The following is a 26,425-nucleotide window of genomic DNA, read 5'->3' on the forward strand; positions in this document are numbered from 1 at the left end:
CGTTTCGCGTCTACGCCGAAACCTCGATCACCTGCACCGTGCGCGTGTACTCCCCGGTGTGGTCCTTGCACTGCATGTCCATCCGGCGGGCCGACACCGTGAACTCACCGGTGCCGATAAGCTCGCTCACCGCCCGGTCCTCCCAGTACGGAACGGGCTCCATCTCCCGCTGCGACACCATGCGGTAGATACGACGCGGAGTGGCCACCAGATACGGGCGATCACCAAGCGCCTTGCGGACCACCGAAACGATTCCATCACGCATGACTACCGATCACTTCCTTTGTTTTTCGGGACACACGGCAGATGTCAGGACCGTTCTGCACACCCCTGACACCACCGAACATCCCGACGAAACGTCGAGACAGCAAACTGTCAGCCGCGCTGCACACCCGGATGTCCAACATGAATCGAGCGGTTCGCAGCACGCGACGCCACACCGGAAGCGACCATCTTCGGCATGTCCGCCGCGATCTTGTCGAATTCGCCCCACGGGATCACAGTCGACATCTGCGGTTCATCCGGCGTCGCGAAACACGTCAACGTCAGGCGAATACCATCCGGCCACGCCGAAAACGACACGATCGTCTGCCGATCACCGCCGTACCAAAACGGCGTCGCGCCCTCCCGCAACGCGTCAATCTCCTCACGCGACATCACATACTCCTTCGAGACCTCCACGACAGCTCCCATCACTCGGCGACGACACCCACTCGGATCACGCGCTCACACACGACGGCCTGCCAAGATCGACCACATGGACCAAGACCGACCCGTCGACCTCATCCGCATCACGCTCGCCCATATGGACAGCCCACGCTGGGACGAGCAGAAAGACGCCGTCAAAGCCACCGGAGCAACCCATCAGAACCACTCCAAGGGAACCTGGATCATCGAGACCGACCGCGACGCCCTGCCCGTAGACACCATCAACCGGCTCTACGAGATCGCCGCCGAATACGGCACGCACGTCCGCATCATCATCGGCAACGACTAGCACCCTTTACGGGACGCACGGCAGGTGCCAGGGCCGTTATGCACACCCCTGGCACCGCCGAACATCCCGGCGAAATTCGCCAGGAAAGTGCCGGATTTTGACAAGGCTCTATCCACTGTGGAATTCTCAAACAACAAGACCGCACGCCCTCATGTCCGACTCGAACGGACAGCACGCCAATCCCCGTGGACGAACGCAGGTCACAAGCGCCACCGGCCCGACTCGAAACGGGCAACCGGCCTTACCGGGCGGGGCAGCCAAACATCAGCGGGCGACGGTCAGGCCGCAGCCGCGGACCGCGCACGGGGCACCAAGGCCGCCGCCCGGAACGACAGGCCCGCCCCGAAGTCGTTGGACCACATCGACACCGTCGGGTCCACCAGGTCCACCCGGTCGCCCTCCTCGAACTGGTCGCCGGGGTCCGTCGCCAACGTCACCGCGATCTCGTCACCCTTGCCCCGACGACCAGACGGACCCGCCGGCGGCTTGGCGAACAGACGCACCACGAACAACTGCGCACCGTCCCGGTCCGTCGCCGGGATCTCCTGCTGAGTCTTGTCGTCGATCTTCATCTTCAGCGTAGGAACCTCGGTGACCTGGAGCGTGTAGCCATCCAGCAGGACCGGGATGTTGCTGAGAGCCATGGTGTCCTCCTAAATCGATCTGACCTATGTCAGCCTACTCTGACATAGGTCGGTGTCGATCGTCCAAACGGGTGACATAGGTCGGCATGGTTCAGTGCCCTTAGACTTAGAACGTGGATGCGACGCCTGGACTTGCGGCTTACGAACGAGTGGTTCAGTCGATCAAGGATGAGATCGCGTCGGGACAGCTCGCGCCCATGCAGAAACTGCGGGGCAACCGGAAGCTCGCCGAAGAGCACGGAGTCGCCTTGGCGACGCTTCAGAAGGCACTCAAGGTCCTGGAAGACGAAGGCTGGGTGACCTTGAGGCCCGCTGTTGGCGTGTTCGTTAACAACGAACCCGGGCAGGCACGCAAGATCGATGTTCAAACGGTCATCGGCCAGCTTGATCAGCTTCAGGCCACCGTGGAGTCCTTGGCGGAGCGGGTACGTCGTCTCGAAGAACGAAGCGCCTGAAGCCTGACCGATCTTCAAGGCGTCGCAGGCGCTGATCTGTCCTCGTGACCAGGGCTTGGATACGGCGTATCCGATGGCTGATCACTCGAAGGTCGTCAGGTGTGGCATCCATGCCTCAAGCATCGACTTCAGCGCAGCGTAACCACAGTGTCGCGTTAGGTGTCAGAGGTGGTGACACGGTGACAAGGCCGCATCACCACCGTGACACCTGCCGTCACCCACAGGCCGGTGACACACTCGAAGCAAGTAGAGGACAGGCCAGGAGGTAGCGCAATGGCTGGTGACGTCCCGAGCTGGGCGCGACGCATCCGAGCGCTGCGCGAAGCCCGCGGCTGGTCGCAAGCTGAAGCCGCCCAGCAGATGCGCCAGCACACCGATGAAGCGCTTCCCGACCCTGATCACTTGGTCCGACGCTGGAAGGCGTGGGAGCGAGGCGAGAACAAGCCGAGTCAGCACTACGCGCCAATCATCGCCGCCGCACTCCACACCGTCACCACAGCCCTGTTCCCGCCCGAGAACCGCACCGACTCCGGACTAGAGATCGTGAACGCGACAGGCATGGACACCATGGAAATCGTGTCGCGCTTGCAGGCATCCTCGATCAACGAGGCGACGTTGCAAGCCCTGCGCATCACAGTCGATCGACTTTGCTCCGAGTACGCACACAGCCGCCCTGACGAGTTGGTGATCGAGGGACGACGATGGTTGCGCCGCATCGTGGAGATGCAAGAACAGCGCCTCAGCTTCTCCCAACGACGAGACACTCTGGAGTTGGCCGGTTGGCTTGCGCTGCTGGTGGGGTGCCTCGAGTACGACATGGGCGACCGACGAGCCGCTGAAGCCACACGGCGTGCCGCGCTCAACCTCGGGCAAGAGGTCGGCAGCGCGGGCATCCTCGGGTGGGCCCACGAGATGAAGGCGTGGTTCTCTCTCACCTCTGGCGACTACAGAGGAGTGGTGGCCGCAGCACAGGCCGGGCAGGCCCTGTCGGGCAACCACTCCGTTGGTGTTCAACTGATTGCACAGGAAGCCAAGGCGTGGGCACGCATGGGCCGCCAAACCGAGATGGAGAACGCGCTTGAGCGAGGCCGCGTGCTCCTGGACTCGATGCCCTACCCGGACAACATCGACAACCATTTCGTGGTGGATCCGCTGAAGTTCGACTTCTACGCGATGGACTGCTACCGCCACGTCGGTGATGACCGCTTGGCAAGCACACTGGCTGATGAGGTCATCCGGGGAGCAACCGACTTCAACGGGTTCGAGCGTGCGCCCATGCGGATCGCGGAAGCCCGGATCACCTTGGGCGTGGCCGCAGCTCGTGAGGGCGACCTAGAAGGAGCGGTGACATTCGGCCGACGAGCCCTGTCAGGTGAACGACGGTCGCTGCCATCCCTCGCGATGGTGTCCCAGGACTTGGCCGCCGTACTCAGTGACCGCTTCTCCGGCGAAGCCGAGGCCGAGTCGTACCTAGACCAGCTACGAGAGATCCGCCGCACGTACTGACCGGCGTGTTCAGAGTTTCTTTTCTTCATCAAGGCGGCCCCCTCCGGGGGCCGCTGGCCGTTGGTGCCCAACCGACGTCGAAGGACCGACGCCCCTGTAGTGCGGCACGCCCAAGCGGGCCTGGCGGCCCGCGGGCGTGCCACGCGAGGAAGGGCGCCGGTCCCGACGTCGGCGAGGAACGGCCAGCGACCCCCGAAGGTGACCGCAAAGGATCAAAGAAGCGCTCGCCGCGCGGCAGGCCAGCAGGATGACCGGGACGGCACCGCCTGTTCGGCTACCAGCGTGGGCCGGGCTTCGTGTCATCCCGCCGACCTCCCCGAGGGCAACCACACGCGTCAAGGGGGCAGACCCAGCCCAACCCTCCGGACCCGTGGAAGGTGCCCCCTTGACACGTGTGGTTGGGGCGAGCCAGGTCGGCGGGATGACACGAAGTCCTCCCATGTAGGGAGGTGCGGGCGAGACGTTGAACGCAAGCTCGTGTCCGCTCCGTGACACAACCGCTCCACAGGTCTGACTGTGACCGCCGACACTCGTTTGGGGGTAATAGTCAAGAGCGAAGGTCTTAACGGGTGAAGGACAGCTGCGCTACGTGCAGTAACGAGCTATGTACATATCGGCAGTTATGTCTTCCAGGGGAAGGTCATCACTTCGTGTACGCACCGTGACTAGTAGTGCGGCCTGGATGCTCGCCTCTACGACGTGGAAAACTTTAGATCCTGCCTACCAAATGTAAGCTTCTGGCCAGTAGCTTACATTCGGCTCCCAACTCTGTAAGTTGCCGAGCACGACGGCGGCTCGATCGTAGGCTTCAGGCCGACATCCTTAAAAGTCCAGGTAGAGCCCCTGAGTCACCTTGATCATGTAACATCGTTGCTGGTCGAGCCAGCGACCAAGGTCAACCTACAGCAAACAGGGTCTAGACCAATCGAGACGCAATCGTTGTCAGATCAGCCAACTGGGGGATGCGCTCATGAAGCACAGTGACTACCATCACCAGGCTTCTACGGTCGCTACCCAACGTGACACATCCTCTGAAATCGATCACCTCCGGTGCAAGGCGCAGCGTTAATTCCATCACTGTCATTTAAAGGATAGAGCCAGTTCCTTACAATGTGACAAGATCGATCGGTGGACTCTCCCGCCTGCTCTGGGCGAGTACTGTCGGTCACGGGACAGATGGGCGACCTCTCATGCAGGTAGAGACCTTCAAAGACTCTCCCGTCGGCACCCTCGTGCCAGTCACTGGGACCGACGCGCGTACACGTCGCGACTTCAAGCATTACGCCTTCGTACCTGAACCTCTGCCTACACATGTCGCCCTCCAGTCGACCACGTACAAAGCGATCAGCGAGGCCGACTGGGCTCTTGGTGCGCTATCTGCTCGGGTAAGTCAGCTGCCAAATCCTCGATTGCTGGTTCGACCGGCCTTGACTAGGGAAGCGGTCAGTACATCTGCCCTTGAAGGCACCTATGCTCCACTTGCAGACGTTCTTGAAGCCCAGTATGTAGACGATAAGCAAAAAACTGCGGAAATTCGAGAAATTCAGAATTATATTCGCGCCGCTGAACTTGGCATTAAGTTGATCGAAAAATGGCCGATCTGCCTAAATGTAGTCGCCCAGTTGCAAAAAGTTCTAGTTCAAGGGACTCGCGGTGACGCTTACGATGCGGGACGCCTCAGGGAACGTCTCGTATGTATTGGTGACCGAGGACGCGGAATTGAGCAATCCCGTTTTGTTCCACCACCGCAAGGAGGTCCACTGATCGAAGGTGTCACAGCCTGGGAGAAGTGGATAAACACCGACCAAGAAATGCCTACCTTGGTCAAGGTGGCACTGGGGCATTATCAATTTGAAACACTCCATCCATTCAGTGATGGAAACGGCCGAATCGGTCGCCTGACGATCACTTTGCAACTGATGGAAGAAGACGTTCTACAGCATCCGGTTCTGAACCTTTCGCCTTGGTTCGAGCCTCGCCGGGATGACTACGTTGATCACCTCCTGAACGTAAGCAGAACGGGAAACTTTGACCCCTGGGTTCGATTCTTTGCTGAAGCTGTAAAAGCTAGGGCATCTGCAGCAATTGACACCATTGAGCGATTGACAAAGTTTCAAGCTGAAGCGCTGGACCTAATTCGTTCAACCGGTGCTCGCGGTGCTGTCGTAGACCTAGTGAATAACCTTATTGGGTATCCCGTCATGTCGGTGGCGGATGTTCAGAGGGATCTAGGCGTTTCTTATCCTACTGCAAACGGAGCAGTTTCCAAACTGGTCGACGCGGGCCTTCTTCGTGAAATGACCGGACGTTCTTATGGAAGACTTTTTATTTGCGATCGAGTATACGATGAATTGATCGAAAGCTAAGGGTCATCGGTCCGCCTAATTGCTAACTGGACTCGGGACTACCGCCCAGATGGTTCCTCAGAGCCGAAGTCAGGGCGCTCGGCTGCCACATGGGTCGACGCCTTGATGGCATTGACCAGTCCACAGGCTTGCCCACGACTGGGTGGAGATCATCTCCATGCCTTACCCCTGTGAAACGACAGCAGATGACCGTAGCGGACGATCGGCGGCGCTCAACCGATTCAACCCATCAGCCCAGGCAGAGACCGACCTTCATCAAGCATGACGAACGATGACAAGCGTCTCGCCCTAATCCCGAGGTCGCAGGTTCGAATCCTGCCGGGGGCGCTCGACGGACCGGGCCCCTGACCTGTGCGACAGGTCGGGGGTACCGGGGGTCATCACTGATGGGGCGCGTGTGCGATCCGCCCGCCGGACTTCGAAAGAGTATCGGTTCCGCCGCTTGGCGTCTTCCCCCTGTACTGCCATTGGCCCAGTGGCGCCCCGGCACGCGTACGCCGGTGTCTCGAAATTTGCGAATATAGTTTCGAAGCTTTTCGATACTCCCCACCTGGTGCGACAGTTTCCGATGCCGTCGCCCAGGGATGGAGGATGACCGGGTTGAAGACGGCTTGAGCTGGTCTTTTGGACCTCATAGTGGATCAAGGTTAATCGATTCGCCTTCGAGGCGGCGAGGGTGTCGATGACGGCACCGGCGGTGCCGGGAGCGGCTCGGGCGAGCGAAACAGAGCCTTGTCTCGCCCGTCTTTTTCGGTTGATACTGCTGAAAGTTTCAGTCGATCACCCGCTCCACCTGCGCCGACCGCAGGTGCTCCCCAGAAGGTGCCAACACATGAAGCTGACAGTGAAGTCAGTCTCACGGGTCGCGCTCGTGTCGACACTGGTGGCCGCCGCCACGGGTGCGGCGGTGCTCGTGGCCTCGCCCGCCAGCGCCGCGACCACCCTCGGGGCCTCGGCTGCCGAGAGGGGGCGTTATTTCGGTACGGCGGTGGCGGCGAACAAGCTGTCGGACTCGACCTACGTGGGCATCCTCAACCGTGAGTTCGACATGGTCACGGCCGAGAACGAGATGAAGATCGACGCCCTGGAACCGCAGCAGAACCAGTTCAGCTACGCCAACGCCGACCGCATCGTCAACCACGCCCGCAACCAGGGCAAGAAGGTCCGCGGGCACACGTTGGCGTGGCACTCGCAGCAGCCCGGCTGGATGCAGAACATGAGCGGCACGGCGTTGCGCAACGCCATGCTCAACCACGTCACCAAGGTCGCCACCTACTACCGGGGCAAGATCCACTCCTGGGACGTGGTGAACGAGGCGTTCGCGGACGGCAGCGGTGGCGGGCGGCGTGACTCCAACCTCCAGCGCACCGGCAACGACTGGATCGAGGCCGCGTTCCGGGCGGCGCGGGCGGCCGACCCGGGCGCGAAGCTCTGCTACAACGACTACAACACCGACAACTGGTCGCACGCCAAGACCCAGGGCGTCTACCGGATGGTCCAGGACTTCAAGTCCCGCGGCGTCCCCATCGACTGCGTCGGGTTCCAGGCCCACTTCAACAGCGGCAACCCCGTGCCGTCGAACTACCACACCACGCTCCAGAACTTCGCCAACCTCGGCGTGGACGTCCAGATCACCGAACTCGACATCGAGGGCTCCGGCTCGACCCAGGCCCAGCAGTACCAGGGTGTGGTGCAGGCTTGTCTGGCCGTGTCGCGCTGCAACGGCGTCACCGTGTGGGGCATCCGCGACAGCGACTCGTGGCGCGCCTCGGGCACCCCGCTGCTGTTCGACGGCAGCGGCAACAAGAAGGCCGCCTACAACTCGGTGCTCTCCGCGCTGAACAACGGCTCGTCGACGAACCCGACCACGCCGACCAGCCCCACCACGCCGACCAACCCGGGTGGCGGCTGCACCGCGACCTACTCCGCCGGCCAGAGCTGGAGCGACCGCTTCAACGGCCAGGTGACCGTCTCCGGCGCGAGCAACTGGATCGTCACGGTCACGACGTCCTCGCCGCAGAAGATCATCGCCACCTGGAACACCGCCGCGAGCTGGGACTCCAGCGGCAACGTGATGACCGCCCGCCCCAACGGCAACGGTGACGTCTTCGGCTTCACCGTCCAGCACGGCGGCAACACGAGCCGGCCCACCGTGTCCTGCCGGGTCGGCTGACCGACCGCGATGACCGAGGGGGGTCCGGCAGCGTCGCCGGGCCCTCCTCCCCGTTCCCGGGGTCCGGGTGGAGTGACCAGTGCGGTTCCCCAGCGCGGAGGGGAACCGCCGGCGTGGGGTTCGGGGAGTTCACCGCGTGAAGGCGCGGCGCGGGCGGTGTCCCGGCGCGGCAAGGGGGTCACGCGGTTCGGCAGCAGGTCTTCGCCCGGCACGGCCAGCTGACCGCGGAGCCCACGGTGACCAGGGCGGCGTGGGTGAGGAACTGGTCGCGCCGGGCGCGTTCGTCCAGGTGCGAGCAGCCGCACGGCTCGGCGGGGACCGGCCGCTCGTGGTGGGCCAGGCCCATGTAGCCCGGCGGGATGCCCAGGCCGTGCGCGATGGCGGCGAGGGTGTCGTAGTCCTCGACCCGACCGCCGTCGAGCACCCGGTGGACCTCCCGCGCCGGCCGGTCGGTCAGCTCGGCGATGCGCCGCGCGGGCACGCCGTGCCCGATCAGCAGGCGGTAGGCGGTGGTGATGTCGCGCGACGCCAGCGCGGCGCGCATCTCGTGCTGCTCCCACAGGTCCGGCAGGTCGGGGTGGGCGCGGACCGGGCGCACGGCCCGTTCCCGCACGGCCGGGCCCGGCGCGGTGGCGGCCAGCCACTCGACCCAGGCCCAGTCCGGTTCACCGGTGGTGGTGGTGGTCGGGCGCCGGTGGGCGGTGGTCAGGGCCACGCCGCGCACCGCGTCGCGGAACTCGTGCGCCACCGCCGCGGCGCCCGCGATGCCGCAGGCGGACCGGGTCAGGATGGCGGCGACCGACCGGCTGGGCGGACCGCCGCGCCAGTGCAGCTCCAGCACGTCGCCGACGACCACGCCGTCCAGCCAGGCCGCGCCCCGCCACAGCGGCAGGCGGCGCAGGACGCCGCTCATCAGGCCGGCGGGTGTGGGTAGCGGCGGGACCGGGGCGAGCCCGGCGGGTTCGGTGAGCCCGGCAAGCCCGGCGGGTTCGGTTAGCCCGGTGGTCCCGGCAGGTTCGGCCGGCTCGACGGATTCGGCCAGCCCGGCGGCCGCGCGCCGCCAGCGCTTCCTGGTGACGCCGAGCAGCCGGAGCTCGCCGTCGGGGGTGCGCAGGTCGAGGTGGTCGCGGCCGGGGTGGGCGCGCAGGCCCGGGACGCCGCGGACCCGGCCGCCCGCGGTCGTCGGCAGCACCTCGGCCAGCAGGTCGTCCAGCGCGGTGTCGTCGACCTGGAGGCCGACCGCGTGCGAGCCGAGCTGCACGCGGTTGATCAGGGAGGTCGGGCGCAGCGGGTGGCCGCGGCGGCGCAGGCCGGCCATGGCGCGCACGGCCGCCTGGAGGAACTCGGCCTCGACCCGGGCCTGGCCGGGGGTGGTGGCGCGGGGCACCAGGGCCTGGCCGTCGGTGGTGCGCTGCCGGCGCACCGCATTGGGCGTCTCACCGGTGCACCGGCAGCGCCGGCGCAGGTCGGAGCTTGTGAACACGGGGAACCTCCGCGGCCGCCGCCCGGTCGGCGCCACCGGGTCCGCGCACGCCGAACCACGGGAGTGGAGTGGGGATGCGGACACGCCCACGCGGGACGCGCTTCGGAGGCACTCGCTCCAACCGGGTCAGGAGGAGCCTCGGCGGCAGCCGCACCTGCCAGGTCACGAAACTACAACACCGGCAGGTGGGGTGGACCGCTGATCACTCGAAGGTGCGAGCGGGTCAGGCGATCGGGTTCCGGGTCCTCGGCGTGGGCCCGCTCCCGGAACGGGTGCTCGTCGGTGGCCACGAGGGGTGGCGCCGACGCCGTCCACGACCGGCCCGCGGGCACGCGGCGCCGGCGGACGTCCTGATCACGGGCGTGGCGCCCGCCGGAGGGGGCCCGGGAACGGCCGTTCCCGGTCCCGGCCCTGGTGGCGCGCATAGGATGGGAGGTACACGAGCCGCTCACCAGGGGGTCGACGTTGTCCGTCCACGCCACGTGGTCCGGTCTGCGGGCGCTGCACCACCGGATCAACGCGAACCTGGAGCGGGCCCTCCAGCGGCGCTTCCACTTCGGCCTCTCGGAGTTCGCCGCGCTGTCCGCGCTGGTGCGGGCGCCGGACGGCGGGCTGCGGATGCAGGAGCTGACCGAGGTGGTCGGGCTGAACCAGAGCTCGGTGAGCAGGCTGGTGGCCCGGCTGGAGCAGTCCGGGCTGACCGGGAGGGAGCTGTGCGAGACCGACCGGCGCGGGGTCTACAGCTGCATCACCCCCGCGGGGCGCGAGGTCCAGGCCGCCGCGGCGACGTTCTTCGACGAGACCCTGGAGACGATCTTCAGCGAGGTCTCCCGGGACCCGGAACTGGGCCCGATGCTGGCCAAAGTGCGTGCTTGAGGGCCGTTTTCTGTCGGTGCCCCGCGGTAGGATCGAACACGAGTTCGAGCCCGAGGGGAGCATGCCGTGGCACCGATCAGCGTCACCGCCCTGTCCTTCACCGAGTACGTCATGAGCGGCCAGCGCGGCCGGATCAGCATCGTGAACGACCAGCGGCGGATCTACCTGTCGTCGGAGCACTGGGTCGCCGGCTTCTACAACCCGATGCGCGACGCGATGCGCCGGGCCGCGAACTCGCCCGACCCGGAGGCCGAGCTGGAGAAGGCCGTCGGCACGGCGCTGGACCACCCGCGGGCCGGGCAGCTGCGGGCGTTCGAGGAGATCAAGGCCGGGTTCCTGCCCTGGCTGCTGGAGACCAGGGCCACCGGGGTGCCGACCGGGTCGGCGCTCTGGCACGCGGGTGACCTGGAGCTGCGGGTGCGGCCGCACCTGGGGCTGATCGCGCCGGACGGGTCGCGGGCCGCGGTGATGGTGTACGTGAAGGAGCCGCCGCTGACCCAGGAGTCGGCGAACGTGGCGCTGCGCATCCTCCAGCAGACCATGGACGACGTGCTGCCGGGCGCCACGCCGCTGGTGCTGGACGCGCGGCGCGGCCAGGCGTTCCGGATGTCGCGGCGGACGAACCTGACCAAGCTCGACGCCCTGATCGCGGCCGAGGCCGCGGGCTACGTCGTCCACTGGCGGATGAGCGCGTGACCCCGGGCGCCGGCCCCCGCCCGTCCCGGGGGCCGGCGCGCGGGGTCAGCCGGTGGCGGGACCCTCGGGGTCATCGGCGGCGAACCCGCGGGGTCAGTCGGTGGCGGGACCCTCGGGTCAGCCGGCCGCGAGGCCCGCCGCGTCGTGGGCGAAGTCCCCGCCGACCACGGTGGCCAGCACCCCGATGTCCCCGATCCGCGACACCTCGCAGGTCAGCGGGTCGGTCTCCAGGACGGCGAAGTCGGCGTGCCGCCCCGGCGCGACGCGGCCCAGCGCGTGCTCCAGCCGGCAGGCGTAGGCGCCGCCGAACGTGTAGGCCCGCAGCGCCTCCTCGACCGTCACGGCCTCGTCCGGGCCGATCGCGGCGCCCGCCCGCGACAGCCGCTCGACCATGAACTGGACCGCGCGCAGCGGGCTGCCGTCGACCACCGGGCGGTCCGAGCTGCCGGCGAGCACGATCCCCCGGTCGAGGAACGCCCGCCCCCGGTACATCCACGGCGCCCGCTCCGGCCCCATGACACGCGCGTAGTCGTCCCCGTAGGCCCACAGGAACGAGGGCTGGACCACCGGGACCACCCCCAGTCCGGCGATCCGGTCCAGCTGGTCGGGCCGCACCAGCCCGCAGTGCTCGACGCGGTGCCGGGCGCCGGGCCGGGGCACCACCCGCTGGGCCTCCGCCAGCGCGTCCAGCGCGAAGTCGACCGCCCGGTCCCCGATCGCGTGCACGGCCAGCTGCCACCCGGCCGCGTGGCCGTCCAGGATCGCGGCGCGCATCACGTCCGGGTCGTCCTGGAGCTGACCGGCCGTGTCCAGGCCCGCGTAGGGCTCGGTCAGGGCCGCGGTCCGGGCCATCATGCCGCCGTCGGTCCACAGCTTCAGCGCGCCGATGGACAGCCGGTCGCCGCCCAGGCCGGTGCGCAGCCCCAGCGGCACGGCCCGCCGGATGCCGTCGGCGACGTGGGCGACCACGGGTTCCAGGCGGTCGGCCGACACCATCAGCTGCACCCGGATCGGCAGGTCGCCCCGCTGGTACGCCTCCACCTCCAGCGGGCTGCTGCCGATCAGGCCGCCGCCCACGCCGGCCTCGGCGGCCAGCACGACGCCCTCGCGGGCGCACTGCGCCGCGCCCAGCGCCACGTCCGAGGCGATCTCGTCGAGGGAGTAGGGCAGCCGCAGGGCCCGCACCGCGGTCTGCGCGCCCTCGGCCAGGAACCCGGTGGGCCTGCCGTCCGGGCCGCGTTGCGCCTCCCGCAGCACGGATGCGGGCAGCAGCTCCAGCACGTCGCCGCTCACCACGCAGGCGTGCCCGGACAGGTCCTGCACGTACACCCGGGACCCGACCAGGTCCAGGTCGCGCGAGGTCAGCGGCCGGTCCAGGGCCCGGTGGTCGTACCCGGCCACCTCCAGCCAGCCGGCCGACCCCGGCAGGGCCCGCAGCAGGTCCACCACCTGCGCCGCGGTCGCGCACCGGGAGATGTCCGCGGTCCTCGACGCCCGCCCGGCCCAGGCCAGGTGGGTGTGCGCGTCGACGAACCCGGGCAGCAGCACCGCCCCGTCCAGGTCCACCACCCGCCGGGCGGGCAGGTCGGCCACGTCGGCGTCCAGGCCGACCACCCGGCCCGCCCACACCCCCACCTCGTTCGCCACCGGCCTGGCCGGGTCCATCGTCACGACCCGGCCGTTCACGTACCTCTGGTCCAGGATCACCCGTGCAGGCTAGCGACCACCTACTTAGGTTAGGGTGCCTTAAGTTAGGTGAGGCTAAGGAGAGCAGCCATGCGAGTCGTCATGTTCGGCTACCAGACCTGGGGCCACCGCACCCTCCAGGCGCTGCTGGACTCCGAGCACGAGGTGGTCCTGGTGGTCACCCACCCCAGGAGCGATCACGCCTACGAGCGCATCTGGAGCGACTCGGTCGCCGACCTCGCCGCCGAGCACGGCGTCGAGACCCTGGTCCGCGAGCGACCGGACGACGACGAGCTGCTCCAGCGGCTCGAGGAGGTCGACCCGGACGTCATCGTCGCCACCAACTGGCGCACCTGGATCCCGCCGCGCGTCTTCACCCTGCCCCGGCACGGGACGCTGAACGTGCACGACTCGCTGCTGCCCGCCTACGCCGGCTTCTCGCCGCTGATCTGGGCGCTGATCAACGACGAGAAGGAGGTCGGCGTCACCGCGCACCTGATGGACGAGACGCTGGACGCCGGTGACGTCGTGCTCCAGCGGTCGGTCCCGGTCGGCCCCCGCGACACCACCACAGACCTGTTCCACAAGACGCTGGAGCTGTTCGGCCCGATCACCGTCGACGGGCTCGCCGAGATCGCCTCGGGCCGCACGGACTTCGCCAAGCAGGACCGGTCCAAGGCGAGCTTCTTCCACAAGCGGGCCGAGGAGGACCTGCGCATCGACTGGACGTGGGAGGCCGAGGAGCTCGACCGGCTGGTCCGCGCCCAGTGCGCGCCGTACCCGAGCGCGTTCTGCTTTCACCGGGGCAGGCGGCTGGAGATCGTCGAGGCCGAGGTCTCCGCGCAGCGCTACGGCGGCACGCCCGGCCGCATCTTCTACCGCGAGGGCGACGGCGTGGCGGTGGTGGCGGGCGCGCTGGCCCGGCGCGGCCACAACCACGCGCTGCTGGTGAGGAAGGTCCGCACCGAGGACGGCCGCGAGCTGGGCGCGACCGAGTACTTCACGCACATGGGCGGGTACCTGACGAGCCGGCCCTGAGACCGAGCACCACCAGCAGCGCCCAGGTCAGCGCGATGAGCACGGCGTGCGCGATCAGCGGTCCGGGTGACTTCTCCACCAGGAACCAGCCCAGCCACGTGTAGGTGACCAGGGCGCCGGCCGCCGCCGCGAACCGGTGGCCGGCGCCCCACCGCGCGCCGCGCCCGAACCACAGCCCGAGCGCGGCGGCGACGACCAGCCAGCCGATCTTGAGCGCGAACCCGGTCCAGTCGTCGGGCATGAGGACGAACAGCGAGGACAGCAGGAACGCGCCGACGCCCACCACCCGCGGCCGCGGCACGCGCCGGTCCACCCGGGGCCGGGGGCGCAGCGGCAGCGCGGCCAGGACGAGGGCGACCACGGTGAGGGCGGCCCCGACGCGCTGCGCCGGCGTGGCGAGGAACCCCTCGGCGCGCAGCAGGAAGCGGAACACCAGGACCGAGCCCCCGACGAAGACCAGCGCGCACACCGCCAGGCCGGTGCGCCTCAGCCAGGGACCGGGTCGGGCCGCGGACTCCACCAGCGCGATCGGCACGCCGATGCTCCACACCGCGTGGCCGACCACGAAGGCCAGCGCGTTCACCGCGCTGATGCCGAGCGCCGGGACCGGGGTCACCTCCAGGAACCGGTGCCCCTCGAAGTCCGGGTTGAACAGCGACTGGTCCAGCAGCCCCGCCTCCAGCACCCCGTAGGCCAGGCCGAGCACGAGGATCGCCGGCCAACCGCGACCGGTGCGCCGGGCCACCTCGCGGATCAGCACCGCGCCCCCGCCGTACATCCCGGCGAGCACGACGAGCGCGGGCAGCGCCGACACCGGGACGTTGCCGAGGACGTACTCGCCGACCAGGGGCGCGAGGAGCAGGAGGGACAGCGTGGGCCACATGCCCCGGACGCTAGGAGAGCCGGACGCCCGGCACATCGGGCGCGGGAACGGTCCCCGGCCTCATCCCTCAGGCGGAGCGCGGGCGGACCAGGCCCACCTCGTAGGCGAGCACCACGGCCTGCACGCGGTCGCGCAGGCCGAGCTTGCGCAGCACCGCGGAGACGTGCGTCTTCACCGTCGCCTCGGTCAGCACCAGGTGGGCGGCGATCTCGGTGTTCGACAGGGCCAGCGCCACCAGGCGCAGCACCTCGCGCTCCCGCCCGGTCAGCACGTCCAGCGCGCGGGGCGACGGCGCGGGCAGGGCCCGCACCAACCGGTCCAGCAGCCGCCTGGTCACCGACGGCGCGAGCAGCGCGTCACCGCGGGCCACCACCCGCACCGCCTCCACCAGCTCCACCGGCCGCACGTCCTTGAGCAGGAACCCGCTCGCGCCTGCGCGCAGCGCCGCGTACACCGAGTCGTCCACGTCGTAGGTGGTGAGCACCAGCACGCGCGCCACGGCGCCCGAGGCGACGATCTCGCGGGTCGCGGTCAGGCCGTCCACGCCGGGCATCCGCACGTCCATCAGGACCACGTCGGGGTCCAGCGCGGCGGTCAGCTCGACGGCCTCCGCGCCGTCCGCGGCCTCGCCGACCACCTCGACGTCGTCCCGCGACTCCAGGATCATCCGGAACCCGCCGCGCACCAGCGCCTGGTCGTCGGCGATCAGCACGCGGATCACGCGGTCACCGCCAGCGGGAGGCGGGCGCGCACGCGGAAGCCGCCGCCGGGCACCGGGCCCGCCTCGACCGTGCCGCCGAGCAGCGCGGCCCGTTCGCGCATCCCGGCGATGCCGCGACCCGGACCGACCGGCGCGCCGCCGCGGCCGTCGTCGCGGACCTCCAGCTCCAGCACACCGCCGTCGTCGCGCACCAGCACCTCCGCCCGGCTCGCGCGGGCGTGCCGCAGGGTGTTGGTCAACGCCTCCTGCACGATCCGGTAAGCCGACTCGTCGACGCCCGGGGGCAGCGGCGGCCGCTCGCACCGCACGTCCACCAGCAGGCCCGCCGCCCGCAGCGGCCCGACCAGGTCGGCCAGCCGGTCCAGGCCGGGTCGTCCGTCCGGGCCGGCGAGGAGCTTGCGCAGCTCGTCGAGCGTGGCGCGACCGGTGGCCTCGATCGACCGCAGCGACTCGCGCGCCCGGTCCGGGGCGCGGTCGAACACGTCGTCCGCGGCGGCCGCCTGCACCACGATCACCGAGACGCCGTGCGCGATCACGTCGTGCAGCTCGCGGGCGATCCGGGCCTGCTCCTCCGCCACGGCGCGCTCGGCGGCCTGCGCCACGGCGACCCGGCGGTTGCGCACCGCCTCGCCCAGCGCCCACACCACCACCGCGACGGCCAGCACGAACCGCGCGTCCTCGGCGGTGGTGGTGCGGAAGTTCAGCGAGACCAGGCCCAGCAGCAGGACCAGGGCGGGCAGCGACAGCCGGGGCGGCCGGGTCGCGGCGAGCGAGCCGACGGCGACCAGGGCCGCGAGCGGGAACACGGTCATCGGCGCGACCAGCTGGACGGCGAGGCCCCCGGCGAGCGCGACGGCCGTGACCGGGACCGGGTGGCGGCGGCGCCACCACAGCGCGGCGCCCGACACCAGCGCCGCCAGGGCCGTGAGCACCGTGACGACCCCGGCGTACCGAGACGTGCCCAGGACCGCGAACGCGCAGAGCAGCGCGACCGCGACCGGCACGACCACGTCGAACGCCATTCGAAGCACGCGCACGGACGGGAATTGTCCCAGAGCGTTCGGGTGCGGTGTTCGGATCGGGTGTTTGCACGGCGGCCGACATCACTGATCATGGGTGCATGAGTGGCAAGCGGTCGTCCACGGTCGCCGGCGTCGTCCTGTTGGTCCTGGTGATCATCGTCGGCTACTACATATCCCGGGAGCCGGACACCGACCAGGCGCCGGGCGGCGGGCCGACGACGTCCAGGCCCGCCGCGCCCGGCGACGACCCGGCGGCGCAGCTCGCGGCCCTGGCCCTGGCGCCCGAGGGGAAGATGACCGGTTACAGCCGCGACCGGTTCCCGCACTGGAGCTCCCAGGGCGACTCCTGCGACACGCGCGAGATCGTGCTCCAGCGGCAGGGCTCGGACGTGCAGGTGGACGACCAGTGCCGGGCCACCTCCGGGACGTGGGTCAGCCCGTACGACGGGGTGACCGTGACGCAGGCGGGCGACCTGGACATCGACCACACCGTGGCGCTGGCCGAGGCGTGGCGGTCGGGCGCGGCCGAGTGGACCGACGAGGAGCGCAAGAAGTTCGCCAACGACCTGGGCGGGTTGCAGCTGTTCGCGGTGACGGCGAGCAGCAACCGGTCCAAGGGCGACCAGGACGCGGCCAAGTGGAAGCCTCCGGTTGAGGACTACTGGTGCACCTACGCGCGGTCGGTGGTGTCGGTGAAGACGCTGTACTCGCTGAGCGTGGACGAGGCCGAGCGCGACGCGCTGGCGACGATGCTCCAGACCTGCTGACCCCGGGGCGGGCACCCCTCCGGGGGTGCCCGCTCAGGACTGCTCGTTCAGGGCTGTTCGCTCAGGAGCGCCTGCTCAGTGCTGCCCGCTCAGGACTGCCCGCTCAGGGATGCAGGGAGTCCAGCTGGTCCACCAGGTCGGCGTGGATCTCGGCCCGGCGGACCCACGCGGCGATGCCCGAGCCGGCCGAGGGCACCTCGCCCAGGGGTGAGACGGGGTCGGTGACGCCGTACTCCAGGCGGTAGGCGATCAGGGTCACCGCGGCCTCCACCCAGGGCGCCGGGTCCGGGTGGGTGATCTCGCCCAGGCCGACGCGGAACCACAGCGGCAACCGGGTGTCGGCGGCCAGGGCGCGTTCCAGGCGCGTGCGGGCGATGTCCAGGACCTCCTGGCGGGCCTTGTCACCGGCCACCACGGCTTCGGCGCGCCACGGCTCCTCGGCGGCGGCCCGGTCGGCGGCCAGGCGCTCGGCCGCGGCCGCCGCGTCGGTCTCCCGCACGCTGAGCTGCCACTCCAGGTTGTCCACCCGGTGCTGGAGCTGGTCGCGCTCCATGCGCGGCACCCGGCCGGAGGTGAGCCGGCCGGCGACGGCGTCCAGCTCCTGCCGCAGCGACTCGTACTCGGCCACCTCGGCGCGCAGCTCGGCCCGCACCGAGTCGGCCAGCAGCTCCTGCTCCGCGTCCCACGCGGCGCGCAGCGCGGCCACGGTGTCGGCGATGCCGTCCACCGCGTCCAGGTCCTCGTCCGGGCCCGAACCGGTCCCGGAGAGCCTGCTCTCCAGCACGCGCAGGCGCGTGCTGACCCGGTTGAGCTCGGCCTTCAGCGACTCCGTGGTGGCGACGAGGTCCGCGACCGTGGGCTCGACCTCGTCGAGCCGCTCCTTCTCCGTGGGCACGTGACCAGCCAACCCCACCGGCCGGTCCTGTCCAGGGACGAACCGGGAAAACCACGCCAACGGTCCGACGCAAACCCCCGGCCTGGTTAACGCGCCGTCACCCAGGGTGAGGATGACTGAAACACCACCAAGCGGTGTATGCCTGTTCCATGGCGAGGTCGGTGCACGAGACGGAACGCAAGTACGAGGCGCCCGAGGGTGTGGGGCTGCCGGAGCTGACCGGGCTGCCCGGCGTCGCCGCCGCGGCGGGCCCCGAGGAGCAGCGGCTGGAGGCGGTCTACTACGACACCTCCGACCTGCGGCTGGCCCGCGCCGGACTGACGCTGCGCCGCCGCACGGGCGGTGACGACGCGGGCTGGCACCTCAAGCTGCCGGTCGGCGGCGACACCCGCGAGGAGGTGCGGCTGCCACCGGGCCGGGCGGCCAAGCACCCGCCCCGGGAACTCGGCTCGCTGGTCCAGGTGCACACGAGGGGCACCGAGCTGGCGCCGGTCGCCCGCATCCGGACCACGCGGCACCGGTGGCAGCTGGTGGACGACCGGGGCCGGCTGCTCGTCGAGGTGGTCGAGGACCTGGTCACGGCGCAGGACACCGCCGACGACTCCCGCGTCGAGTCGTGGCGCGAGATCGAGGTGGAGCTGGGCGAGCGCGGCGACACCGGGCTGCTGGACCGGGTCGAGGCACTGCTGGCGAAGGCCGGGATCGCGCGGTCGCGGTCGTCGGCCAAGCTGACGCGGCTGCTGGCCGGGCGGCTCCCGTCCGCCACGTCGCGCGGTGGCGCCGGGGGCACGACCGCGGGCGACGTGGTCCGGGCCTACCTGCGCGAGCAGGCCGACGCGATCAAGCACCAGGACCCGCGGGTGCGCCGGCGCGAGGAGGACGCGGTGCACCAGCTGCGGGTGGCCACCCGGCGGATGCGCAGCGCGTTGCAGGCGTTCGGCGCGGTGGTGGCGCGCGACCGCACCCGCGAGCTGACCGACGAGCTGAAGTGGCTGGCCGGGGTGCTGGGCGAGGCGCGCGACCTGGAGGTGCTGCGCGACCGGTTCGAGCGGGCGGTGGACGGGCTGGACGAGGAGCTGGTGCTCGGGCCGGTGCGGGCGCAGCTGACCCGGTACTTCGCCCCGAAGGAGGTCGCCGCGCAGGAGGCGGCGGTGGCGGCGCTGGACAGCCCCCGGTACTTCGCCCTGCTCGACGCGGTCGACGCGCTGGTCGAGGACCCGCCGTTCACGCCGCTGGGGGCCAAGAAGGCCACCAAGGTGCTGCCGGACCTGGTCGCCCGGACCTACCGCAGGCTCGCCAAGCGGGTCGCGGCCGCCGACGACGACACGGGGCTGCACGAGGCGCGCAAGTCGGCCAAGCGGCTGCGGTACTCGGTCGAGGTGGCCGAGCCGGTGTTCGGCAAGCGGGGCAAGGCGTACCGCGACCGGGTCAAGGAGGTGCAGACGCTGCTGGGCGAGCACCAGGACGGCGTGGTGGCGCGGCCGGTGCTGCGCGAGCTGGGCGCCAGGGCGCAGCTGGACGGGGAGAACGGGTTCACCTTCGGCCTGCTGCACGGCCTGGAGGCCGGGGCGGCCCGGCAGGTGGAGGAGCGGTTCGCCGCCACCTGGCCGGAGCTCGGACGCCCCCGGCTGAAGTGACCCCACCGGGCCCCGAGCAGGTCCCGACCGGGTCCCCACCCGTGGCCGCGTTCGGCACCTCACCCGCGACCGAACGCCGATTGGTCTGGACCTTGACACCTCCTGGCGGGGCTGTAACGGTGAATTCGGGCCGCCGCCCTTGACGCACGCCCGCCAGGAGGACGTCAGTGTCCAGAAAGAAGGAAGGCGCCGCGAGGCGCGGGCTCGGTCGAGCGCTCGCCGCACTGCTGTTCCTGGGCGCGGTCGGCACGGCGACCCCCGCGCACGCAGCCCCGGAGACATCGTTGCACCACATCGTGCCCGCGCCCGTGCAGGTCAGCCCGCGACCGGGCACGACCTACCAGCTCGGCGCGCACACCCTCATCCACACCCACCCCGGCTCGGCCGCGGCCCGGCAGGTCGGCGAGTACCTGGCCGGCGTGCTGAGGCCCTCCACCGGCTACCGGCTGCCGGTCGTGCCCGGCGCGTCCACGCGCGGCATCACGCTGCTGCTGGCCGGCGCGGACCCGTCGGTCGGCGCCGAGGGCTACCAACTCGACGTGACCCGCTCCGGCGTGCTCATCCGGGCCCGGACGGCGGCGGGCCTGTTCGCCGGCGTGCAGACGCTGCGCCAGCTGCTGCCCGCCCGGGTCGAGGCCAAGACCAGGCAGCGCGGACCGTTCACCGTGCCCGGCGGCCGGGTGCTCGACCACCCGCGCTACGCCCACCGCGGCGCGATGCTGGACGTGGCGCGCCACTTCTTCTCGGTCGACGAGGTCAAGCGGTACGTCGACCAGCTCGCGCTCTACAAGATCAACCGGCTGCACCTGCACCTGACCGACGACCAGGGCTGGCGGCTGGAGATCAAGAGCTGGCCGCGGCTGACCACGCACGGCGGCAGCACCGAGGTCGGCGGCGGGCCGGGTGGGTACTACACGCAGGAGCAGTACCGCGACCTGGTCGCGTACGCGGCGTCCCGGCACATCACGGTGATCCCGGAGATCGACCTGCCGGGCCACACCAACGCGGCCCTGTCCTCGTACCCGGAGCTGAACTGCGACGGCGTCGCCCCGCCGCTCTACACCGGCATCGAGGTCGGGTTCAGCTCGCTGTGCATCGACAAGGAGATCACCTACCGGTTCGTCGAGGACGTGCTGCGCGAGGTCGCCGCGCTGACCCCGGGCCGGTACGTCCACATCGGCGGGGACGAGGCGCACGCCACCGCCGACCCGGACTACGACCGGTTCATGGACCGGGTCCTGCCGCTGGTGTCGAAGTACGGCAAGACCGCCACCGGCTGGCACGAGTTCGTCAAGTCCGGTCCGCCGGTGGAGGCGGTGCCGCAGTTCTGGGGCACCCGGACCACCGCGCCGGACATGGTGGCGGCCGCGGCGCGGGGCAGCCGGATCGTGCTGTCGCCGGCGTCCAAGGCGTACCTGGACATGAAGTACGACGCGAGCACCCCGCTGGGGCTGAGCTGGGCGGGCTACACCGACGTGCGGGACGCCTACGACTGGAACCCGGGCGCCTACATCGAGGGGCTGCCGGCCGAGGCCGTGCACGGGGTCGAGGCCCCGCTGTGGAGCGAGACGCTGACGAACTCGGCGGACATCGAGTTCATGGCCTTCCCGCGCCTGCCGGCGATCGCGGAGCTGGGCTGGTCGCCGTGGTCCACCCACGACTGGGAGGCGTTCAAGGTGCGCCTGGCCGCGCAGGCCGACCGGTGGCGGGTGATGGGCGTGAACTTCCACCCCGCCCCCGAGGTCCCCTGGCGGAGCTGACCCGACCGGAGGGGCGGTTCCCGCCGAACCGCCCCTCCGCGAGTCGTACGTCCAGACCCACCGTGTCGTACGTCCAGACCCACCGTGTCGTACGTTCAGGACGGGTGAGTTCTGCGTTCGGGACAGGGATCAGCAGAAGCCCTGCGCCGTGTCCGAGTACCCGACCAGCAGGTTCTTGGTCCGCTGGTAGGAGTCGAGCACCACGTGGCCGCCGAACGCGGTGTGCGCCGGGTCGCCGTGGTGGCTGTTCACCCGGACCAGGCCCGCCTGGACCTCCCGGGCCGCCCGGTGGGCCACGCCGCCGTCGCGGGACCAGATGCCCGCGCCCGAGCCGCGGTCGGTGTCGTTGACCAGTTTCACCGCGTCGTCGAAGTCGTCGAACCCGGTCACCACCACCAGGGGGCCGCAGACCTCCTCACGGAAGATCCGCATCTCGTCGTCGCCCTCGAAGATCGCCGGGGTGACGTAGTAGCCGCCGGACAGCTCGCCGCCCAGGTCGGCGGGTTCGCCGCCGCAGACCAGGCGCGCCCCCTCCGCCCGGCCCGTCCCGACGCAGGCCAGGAAGCGGTCCACCTGCTCCCGGCTGACCTGTGCGCCGATCGTGGTCCCGGGATCCAGCGGGTGGCCGTGCCGCACGGCCTTGGTGCGGGTGGTGGCGTCGGCCAGGAACCGGTCGTAGGCGCTCCGCTGCACCAGCGCCCGTGCCGGGCCCGTGCCCGCCTCGCCCCGGCCGAGGGCGAACGCGGTGAAGCCCTCCAGCGCCCTGTCGTAGAACGCGTCGTCCTGGGCGGCCACGTCGGCGAAGAAGACGTCCGGGCTCCTGCCGGCGAGCTCCAGCGCCACCGGGACCAGGTTCTCCCCGGCGCAGCCCAGGACCAGTCGGCCGGTGGCGGCCCGGCCGGTGAAGTCGACCTTGGCCACCCGGCGGCCGGCCGCCAGCGGCCGGCCCGCTTCCGGACCGGAGCCGGTGACCACGTTGACCACGCCCGGCGGCAGCAGCTCGGCGATCAGGCCCAGGAGCACGTGGATGGAGGCCGGGGTCTGCTCGGCGGGCTTGAGCACCACGGCGTTGCCGGCGGCCAGGGCCGGGGCGAGCTTGCGGGCGGCGGTCAGGATCGGGGAGGTCCACGGGATGAGCTGGCCGACCACGCCCAGCGGCTCGGGGAAGCGGTGGGCCACCAGGTCCCGGCCGATCCGCGAGGTCCCGCCCTCCTGGGCCCGGACCACGCCGGCGAAGTGGCGGAAGTGGTCGACCGCGAGCGGCAGGTCGACGGCCAGGGCCTCCCGGACCGGCTTGCCGCTGTCCCAGGTCTCCGCCACGGCCAGGGCCTCCAGGTGGTCCTCGACGCGGTCGGCCACCTCGTTGAGCACGGTGGCGCGCTCGGCCGCCGACGTGCGGCCCCACGACCGGGCCGCGCCGTGGGCCGCGTCCAGGGCCCGGTCGACGTCCTCCGCGGTGCCCCGGGCGACCTCGGTGAACACCTCGCCGGTCACCGGGGTCCGGTCGGGGAGGTAGTCGCCCCGCGCGGGTGGGACGTAGTCGCCGCCGATGAAGTGGTCGTACCTGGACCGGTACGACACCGCGCTGCCCGGCTCGCCGGGCGCCGCGTACCTCGCCATGTCTCGCCTCCGGGGTCGTGGTCGAGCACGCAGCGTGCGCGGCGCCACGTTGCACCCGCGTTGCACCCGAACGGCGCAGCGGCCGGCTTGCCGCGCCCGCCGGACCGGGGCCATGCTGGGTGGCGGGAGGGCCGCCGATGCAACCGGATCCGCGACGACTCGCGCGCCAGCGCGAGCTGGTGCTGGGCGGTGACCGGGTGCGGGGCGCGCGCGAGGTGATCGTGGAGTCGTGGCGGCGGTCGCTGGCCGCGCGGGTCGACCCGGAGCGGCACGAGGCGCCGGTGGTGCTCGACCGCGCCGGCGTCGTCGACCGGCGGGACGCGCACCCGCTCGCGGCGGCGCTGCCGGTGCTGCGCGAGACCCTGGTGGGCATCGCCGACGAGGCCGAGCACGTCATGCTCGTCACCGACGTGGACGGCACCGTCCTGTGGTGCGAGGGCTCCACCCCGGTGCGCGGCCGGGCCGAGCGGGTGCGGCTGGCCGAGGGCGCGTGCTGGAGCGAGACCGCCATCGGCACCAACGCCATGGGCACGGCGCTGGTGGTGGACCGGCCGGTGACCGTGCACTCGGCCGAGCACCTGGTGCGGACCTACCACGGGTGGACGTGCACGGCGAGCCCGGTGCGAGACCCGGACACCGGCCGCACCATCGGCACGGTGGACGTGAGCGGGCCGCTGACCAGCGCGCACCCGGTGACGGCCGCGCTGGTGTCGGCGGCGGCGCGGTTGGCGGAGGGCCAGCTGCGGCTCCGGTCGGCGGCGCGGGACGAGCGCCTGCGGTCGGCGAACATGCGGCACCTGATCGCCCTGCGCGGCGAGCCCGGGGCGCTGCTCGGCCCGAGCGGGCGGGTGCTGGCGGCGGAGCCACCGGGCCTGCTGGGACGAGCGTCGACGTGTCCGGCGACCGGGTCCTGCTGGGGTGCGGGCGCGAGGCGCTGCTGGAACCGCTGGACGAGGGCTACCTGCTGCGGGTGCCGCGCCGGGCACAGCGGCGGCCCGTGCTGTCGCTGCGGTTCCTGGGCGCGGTGGCGGGGTCGCTGGAGGGGCGGGAGCTGGCGCTGTCCGCGCGGCACGCGGAGCTGCTGACGGCGCTGGCGCTGCACCCGCGCGGGTCGACCGCGGAGGAGCTGGCGCTGCACGTGTACGGCGAGCGGGGCAACCCGACGACCGTGCGGGCCGAGCTGCACCGGTTGCGCGCCCAGCTCGGCGGGGTGCTGCTGACCAGGCCGTACCGCCTGGCGGCCGACGTGCGGGGCGATTTCCTGGCGGTGCGCGAGGCGTTGCGCGCGGGGGACGTCGGCGCGGCCGCGGCGGTCTACCGGGGTCCGCTGCTGCCCCGGTCCGAGGCGCCCGCGGTGCGCGAGGAGCGCGAGGACCTGGCCTCGGCGGTGCGGCGGGCCGTGCTGGACCGGGGCGACGTGGCGGCGCTGTGGGCGTTCGGGCTGGTCAGCGACGACGTGGCGGTGCTGGAGCGGCTGGTGTGGCTGCTGCCGGGCACCGACCCCCGGCGCGAGGTGGCGACCCGGCGGCTGCGGCGAGCGCTGGCCTAGCGGGACCGGCGGACGTGGCGGACGTGGCGGGTCCGGCGGGTTCCGGCCCCGGGCACGACCGCGCGACGGGCCGGTCACCCGAGCGAGCACTACCGCGTGACCGGCACCAGCCCGAGCACACCCGCGTGACCGGCGCCGCCGCGTCCTAGGCTGTCCGCGTGGGGTTCTTCCAACCGGGTGACGTGGCGTTGCGGCGCGAGGTGCTGCACGGGAAGCCGTGGTCGGTGACGCCGACGCGGGTCGTGCTCGACGGGCCCGACCTGCTGGTCGTGTTCACACCGCCCGGCGCGGTGTTCGGGTTCCCGCCGCACCACCGGGCCCACCACTGGCAGGCGCGCGGCCGGACGCACTGGCGCGGGGTCGGCAAGCTCCAGCTGCACCGGCCCGGCGACGCCTACTCGGTGGACCTGTACTGGGGCGGGGACGGCCGGTTCAAGGGCTGGTACCTCAACCTCCAGGACCCGTTCCGGCGCACCGCGCTCGGGTTCGACACCCTCGACCACGCGCTGGACTACTGGGCGCCGGTGGACGGGGACTGGGAGGAGCTGGACCGCGACGAGTTCGAGGAGCAGGTCGCGGAGGGCAAGTACACCGCCGGGCAGGCCGGGGCGATCCGCGCCACCGGCGAGGAGGTCGCGGCCATGCTGACCGCGGGCACGACGTGGTGGGACCCGGCGTGGGCGGCGTGGCGACCGGACCCGGACTGGCCGGTGCCGGCGCTGCCGGCCGGGTGGGCGGACTACCCGCTGCCGTGAAGGTCGTGCCCCTCTCCCCCCGCGCCCTGGTGGACGAGCTGGTCGGGCGGGTCGACGCCCTGCCGCGCTCGACGTGGGCCCGCGTGCTCCTCGACGGCGCGCCGCCGACCCGGCCGGGCGAGCTGGCCGACCGCCTGGTGGAGCCGCTGCGCGCGCTGGGCCGCCCGGTGCTGCGCGTGTCCGCCGACGACTTCCTGCGGCCCGCGTCCGTGCGCCTGGAGCACGGCCACGAGGACCCGGACTCGTTCCGCGACTCGTGGCTGGACGTGGGCGGGCTGACGCGGGAGGTGCTCGGACCGCTGGACCCCGGCGGTTCGGGGCGGGTGCTGCCGAGGCTGTGGAACGCGGCTGCGGACCGGGCGCACCGCGCCGACTACGTGGCGCTCGGCCCGGCCGGGGTGCTGCTGCTCGACGGCACGCTGCTGCTGGACAGGTGGCTGCCCGCCGAGCTGTCCGTGCACCTGTGGCTGTCACCGGCGGCGCTGGAGCGGCAGCTGCCGGACGCGTGGCGGTGGACGCTGCCCGCGTACGACTCCTACGAGCCCCGGGCCGATGTGACGGTGCGCTACGACCACCCCGCGCGACCCGCTCTCGTGGGTACAGTGGACTGAGGGGGTGATGGGCGTGGACGGGGTGCGGCTGCTGATCGCGCTGGTCCTGCCCGCGCTCTACTGCCTCGCGGTGCTGAACTCGCCGGCCGAGGTCATCGCCGCCGTGGCGGCCGTGGCGCTGGTGCTGCTGCTGCTCACCGCGCCGGTGGTGCACGCCGCGCCCGCGTGGGTGCGGTCGCTGTCGATCCGCGAGAAGTCGCTGCGCGCCGCGTTCCTGCGGTTGCGCGACCCCGACGCCGCCGGGCGTCCCCGTCCCAGGGCACCGGGATTCGGCCGATAAGCGCC

Annotated in this window: 26 protein-coding genes; 16 read left to right on the forward strand and 10 right to left on the reverse strand. The window is 71.1% G+C overall.

The features are described 5' to 3' along the window. Positions 1-10 precede the first annotated feature (10 nt). Together Q5530_RS15700 and Q5530_RS15705 are read right to left on the reverse strand one after the other, a co-directional pair. A complete protein-coding gene (locus Q5530_RS15700) occupies positions 11-265 on the reverse strand; it encodes a hypothetical protein (protein WP_415362961.1) in 255 nt (84 codons plus the stop codon). A 110-nt stretch (positions 266-375) separates the two neighbouring features. Further along, positions 376-681: a hypothetical protein gene (locus Q5530_RS15705; protein ID WP_415362962.1), complete on the reverse strand. Its 306-nt coding sequence runs from the start codon at positions 679-681 to the stop codon at positions 376-378. A 76-nt stretch (positions 682-757) separates the two neighbouring features. On the opposite strand from Q5530_RS15705, the gene Q5530_RS15710 reads away from it, so the two are divergent. After that, the gene (locus Q5530_RS15710; protein WP_415362963.1) at positions 758-997 is read left to right on the forward strand and encodes a hypothetical protein; all 240 of its coding nucleotides are present in this window, start codon (positions 758-760) and stop codon (positions 995-997) included. A gap of 278 nt (positions 998-1,275) precedes the next feature. On the opposite strand, the gene Q5530_RS15715 is transcribed toward Q5530_RS15710, so the two are convergent. Continuing rightward, a complete protein-coding gene (locus Q5530_RS15715) occupies positions 1,276-1,641 on the reverse strand; it encodes a hypothetical protein (protein WP_415362964.1) in 366 nt (121 codons plus the stop codon). Between the two features lie 113 nt (positions 1,642-1,754). Here Q5530_RS15715 and Q5530_RS15720 point away from each other — a divergent pair, with 113 nt between their 5' ends. The 4 genes from Q5530_RS15720 (at position 1,755) to Q5530_RS15735 (ending at position 8,141) form a co-directional block, all read left to right on the forward strand. Beyond that, the gene (locus Q5530_RS15720) at positions 1,755-2,096 is read left to right on the forward strand and encodes a winged helix-turn-helix domain-containing protein (RefSeq protein ID WP_415362965.1); all 342 of its coding nucleotides are present in this window, start codon (positions 1,755-1,757) and stop codon (positions 2,094-2,096) included. A gap of 273 nt (positions 2,097-2,369) precedes the next feature. Beyond that, entirely contained in the window at positions 2,370-3,602 is a 1,233-nt protein-coding gene (locus Q5530_RS15725; RefSeq protein WP_415362967.1) for a helix-turn-helix domain-containing protein, read from the forward strand. Positions 3,603-4,792: 1,190 nt separating this feature from the next. After that, a complete protein-coding gene (locus Q5530_RS15730; protein WP_415362968.1) occupies positions 4,793-5,968 on the forward strand; it encodes a Fic family protein in 1,176 nt (391 codons plus the stop codon). Positions 5,969-6,800: 832 nt separating this feature from the next. Beyond that, on the forward strand, positions 6,801-8,141 hold the full coding sequence (locus Q5530_RS15735) for an endo-1,4-beta-xylanase (RefSeq protein WP_415362969.1): 1,341 nt from the start codon (positions 6,801-6,803) through the stop codon (positions 8,139-8,141). Between the two features lie 178 nt (positions 8,142-8,319). On the opposite strand, the gene Q5530_RS15740 is transcribed toward Q5530_RS15735, so the two are convergent. Beyond that, positions 8,320-9,624, reverse strand: a complete 1,305-nt coding sequence (locus tag Q5530_RS15740; RefSeq protein WP_415362970.1) for a hypothetical protein — start codon at positions 9,622-9,624, stop codon at positions 8,320-8,322. Positions 9,625-10,089: 465 nt separating this feature from the next. Between Q5530_RS15740 and Q5530_RS15745 the strand changes: the two genes are divergently transcribed. Both Q5530_RS15745 and Q5530_RS15750 read left to right on the forward strand, forming a co-directional pair. Then, a complete protein-coding gene (locus Q5530_RS15745; protein WP_415362971.1) occupies positions 10,090-10,500 on the forward strand; it encodes a MarR family winged helix-turn-helix transcriptional regulator in 411 nt (136 codons plus the stop codon). A 66-nt stretch (positions 10,501-10,566) separates the two neighbouring features. Continuing rightward, on the forward strand, positions 10,567-11,196 hold the full coding sequence (locus tag Q5530_RS15750) for a hypothetical protein (protein ID WP_415362972.1): 630 nt from the start codon (positions 10,567-10,569) through the stop codon (positions 11,194-11,196). 117 nt (positions 11,197-11,313) lie between these two features. On the opposite strand, the gene Q5530_RS15755 is transcribed toward Q5530_RS15750, so the two are convergent. Then, positions 11,314-12,903, reverse strand: coding sequence for an amidohydrolase (locus Q5530_RS15755; protein WP_415362973.1), 1,590 nt, complete (start codon positions 12,901-12,903; stop codon positions 11,314-11,316). A gap of 69 nt (positions 12,904-12,972) precedes the next feature. Here Q5530_RS15755 and Q5530_RS15760 point away from each other — a divergent pair, with 69 nt between their 5' ends. Further along, a complete protein-coding gene (locus Q5530_RS15760) occupies positions 12,973-13,920 on the forward strand; it encodes a methionyl-tRNA formyltransferase (RefSeq protein ID WP_415362975.1) in 948 nt (315 codons plus the stop codon). Here the strand turns inward: Q5530_RS15760 and Q5530_RS15765 are convergent. From Q5530_RS15765 to Q5530_RS15775, 3 genes are all read right to left on the reverse strand, one after another. Then, a complete protein-coding gene (locus Q5530_RS15765; RefSeq protein ID WP_415362977.1) occupies positions 13,883-14,803 on the reverse strand; it encodes a hypothetical protein in 921 nt (306 codons plus the stop codon). The genes Q5530_RS15760 and Q5530_RS15765 overlap by 38 nt on opposite strands. Positions 14,804-14,870: 67 nt before the next feature. Further along, positions 14,871-15,524, reverse strand: a complete 654-nt coding sequence (locus tag Q5530_RS15770; RefSeq protein ID WP_415362978.1) for a response regulator — start codon at positions 15,522-15,524, stop codon at positions 14,871-14,873. After that, the gene (locus tag Q5530_RS15775) at positions 15,521-16,561 is read right to left on the reverse strand and encodes a sensor histidine kinase (protein ID WP_415362980.1); all 1,041 of its coding nucleotides are present in this window, start codon (positions 16,559-16,561) and stop codon (positions 15,521-15,523) included. Before Q5530_RS15775 ends, Q5530_RS15770 begins: the two co-directional genes overlap by 4 nt. Positions 16,562-16,644: 83 nt before the next feature. On the opposite strand from Q5530_RS15775, the gene Q5530_RS15780 reads away from it, so the two are divergent. Continuing rightward, complete coding sequence (locus Q5530_RS15780) at positions 16,645-17,313, forward strand: HNH endonuclease family protein (RefSeq protein ID WP_415362981.1); 669 nt, start codon at positions 16,645-16,647, stop codon at positions 17,311-17,313. 103 nt (positions 17,314-17,416) lie between these two features. On the opposite strand, the gene Q5530_RS15785 is transcribed toward Q5530_RS15780, so the two are convergent. Next, positions 17,417-18,208 (reverse strand): hypothetical protein, encoded by a 792-nt coding sequence (locus Q5530_RS15785; protein WP_380638360.1) that lies wholly within the window; start codon positions 18,206-18,208, stop codon positions 17,417-17,419. A gap of 149 nt (positions 18,209-18,357) precedes the next feature. Here Q5530_RS15785 and Q5530_RS15790 point away from each other — a divergent pair, with 149 nt between their 5' ends. Together Q5530_RS15790 and Q5530_RS15795 are read left to right on the forward strand one after the other, a co-directional pair. Then, positions 18,358-19,845, forward strand: a complete 1,488-nt coding sequence (locus tag Q5530_RS15790) for a CHAD domain-containing protein (protein ID WP_415362982.1) — start codon at positions 18,358-18,360, stop codon at positions 19,843-19,845. A gap of 167 nt (positions 19,846-20,012) precedes the next feature. After that, the gene (locus Q5530_RS15795; protein ID WP_415362983.1) at positions 20,013-21,605 is read left to right on the forward strand and encodes a beta-N-acetylhexosaminidase; all 1,593 of its coding nucleotides are present in this window, start codon (positions 20,013-20,015) and stop codon (positions 21,603-21,605) included. Positions 21,606-21,734: 129 nt separating this feature from the next. Here the strand turns inward: Q5530_RS15795 and Q5530_RS15800 are convergent, their stop codons facing one another. Further along, positions 21,735-23,225, reverse strand: coding sequence for an aldehyde dehydrogenase family protein (locus Q5530_RS15800; protein ID WP_415362984.1), 1,491 nt, complete (start codon positions 23,223-23,225; stop codon positions 21,735-21,737). Positions 23,226-23,362: 137 nt separating this feature from the next. Between Q5530_RS15800 and Q5530_RS15805 the strand changes: the two genes are divergently transcribed. The 5 genes from Q5530_RS15805 to Q5530_RS15825 all read left to right on the forward strand — a co-directional run bounded on the left by Q5530_RS15805 (position 23,363) and on the right by Q5530_RS15825 (position 26,420). Continuing rightward, positions 23,363-24,310 (forward strand): GAF domain-containing protein, encoded by a 948-nt coding sequence (locus tag Q5530_RS15805; RefSeq protein ID WP_415362985.1) that lies wholly within the window; start codon positions 23,363-23,365, stop codon positions 24,308-24,310. Continuing rightward, positions 24,223-24,774, forward strand: a complete 552-nt coding sequence (locus Q5530_RS15810) for a hypothetical protein (RefSeq protein ID WP_415362987.1) — start codon at positions 24,223-24,225, stop codon at positions 24,772-24,774. Before Q5530_RS15805 ends, Q5530_RS15810 begins: the two co-directional genes overlap by 88 nt. 158 nt (positions 24,775-24,932) lie before the next feature. Continuing rightward, positions 24,933-25,529 carry a DUF402 domain-containing protein gene (locus Q5530_RS15815; protein ID WP_415362988.1) on the forward strand — a complete coding sequence of 199 codons (597 nt, stop codon included), beginning with the start codon at positions 24,933-24,935 and terminating at the stop codon, positions 25,527-25,529. Next, the gene (locus Q5530_RS15820; protein ID WP_415362989.1) at positions 25,526-26,140 is read left to right on the forward strand and encodes a uridine kinase; all 615 of its coding nucleotides are present in this window, start codon (positions 25,526-25,528) and stop codon (positions 26,138-26,140) included. Before Q5530_RS15815 ends, Q5530_RS15820 begins: the two co-directional genes overlap by 4 nt. A gap of 13 nt (positions 26,141-26,153) precedes the next feature. Further along, the gene (locus Q5530_RS15825; protein WP_415362990.1) at positions 26,154-26,420 is read left to right on the forward strand and encodes a DUF6412 domain-containing protein; all 267 of its coding nucleotides are present in this window, start codon (positions 26,154-26,156) and stop codon (positions 26,418-26,420) included. Positions 26,421-26,425 lie beyond the last annotated feature (5 nt).

The organism is Saccharothrix sp. BKS2 (assembly GCF_047689505.1).
Classification (GTDB): domain Bacteria; phylum Actinomycetota; class Actinomycetes; order Mycobacteriales; family Pseudonocardiaceae; genus Actinosynnema; species Actinosynnema lopnurensis.

Bases quoted from the DNA above. Each gene is read 5' to 3' on its own strand.
- Q5530_RS15700 (WP_415362961.1), bottom strand. From the start codon at position 265: ATGCGTGATGGAATCGTTTCGGTGGTCCGCAAGGCGCTTGGTGATCGC.
- Q5530_RS15710 (WP_415362963.1), top strand. From the start codon at position 758: ATGGACCAAGACCGACCCGTCGACCTCATCCGCATCACGCTCGCCCAT.
- Q5530_RS15715 (WP_415362964.1), bottom strand. From the start codon at position 1,641: ATGGCTCTCAGCAACATCCCGGTCCTGCTGGATGGCTACACGCTCCAG.
- Q5530_RS15725 (WP_415362967.1), top strand. From the start codon at position 2,370: ATGGCTGGTGACGTCCCGAGCTGGGCGCGACGCATCCGAGCGCTGCGC.
- Q5530_RS15730 (WP_415362968.1), top strand. From the start codon at position 4,793: ATGCAGGTAGAGACCTTCAAAGACTCTCCCGTCGGCACCCTCGTGCCA.
- Q5530_RS15735 (WP_415362969.1), top strand. From the start codon at position 6,801: ATGAAGCTGACAGTGAAGTCAGTCTCACGGGTCGCGCTCGTGTCGACA.
- Q5530_RS15760 (WP_415362975.1), top strand. From the start codon at position 12,973: ATGCGAGTCGTCATGTTCGGCTACCAGACCTGGGGCCACCGCACCCTC.
- Q5530_RS15765 (WP_415362977.1), bottom strand. From the start codon at position 14,803: ATGTGGCCCACGCTGTCCCTCCTGCTCCTCGCGCCCCTGGTCGGCGAG.
- Q5530_RS15780 (WP_415362981.1), top strand. From the start codon at position 16,645: ATGAGTGGCAAGCGGTCGTCCACGGTCGCCGGCGTCGTCCTGTTGGTC.
- Q5530_RS15790 (WP_415362982.1), top strand. From the start codon at position 18,358: ATGGCGAGGTCGGTGCACGAGACGGAACGCAAGTACGAGGCGCCCGAG.
- Q5530_RS15800 (WP_415362984.1), bottom strand. From the start codon at position 23,225: ATGGCGAGGTACGCGGCGCCCGGCGAGCCGGGCAGCGCGGTGTCGTAC.
- Q5530_RS15805 (WP_415362985.1), top strand. From the start codon at position 23,363: ATGCAACCGGATCCGCGACGACTCGCGCGCCAGCGCGAGCTGGTGCTG.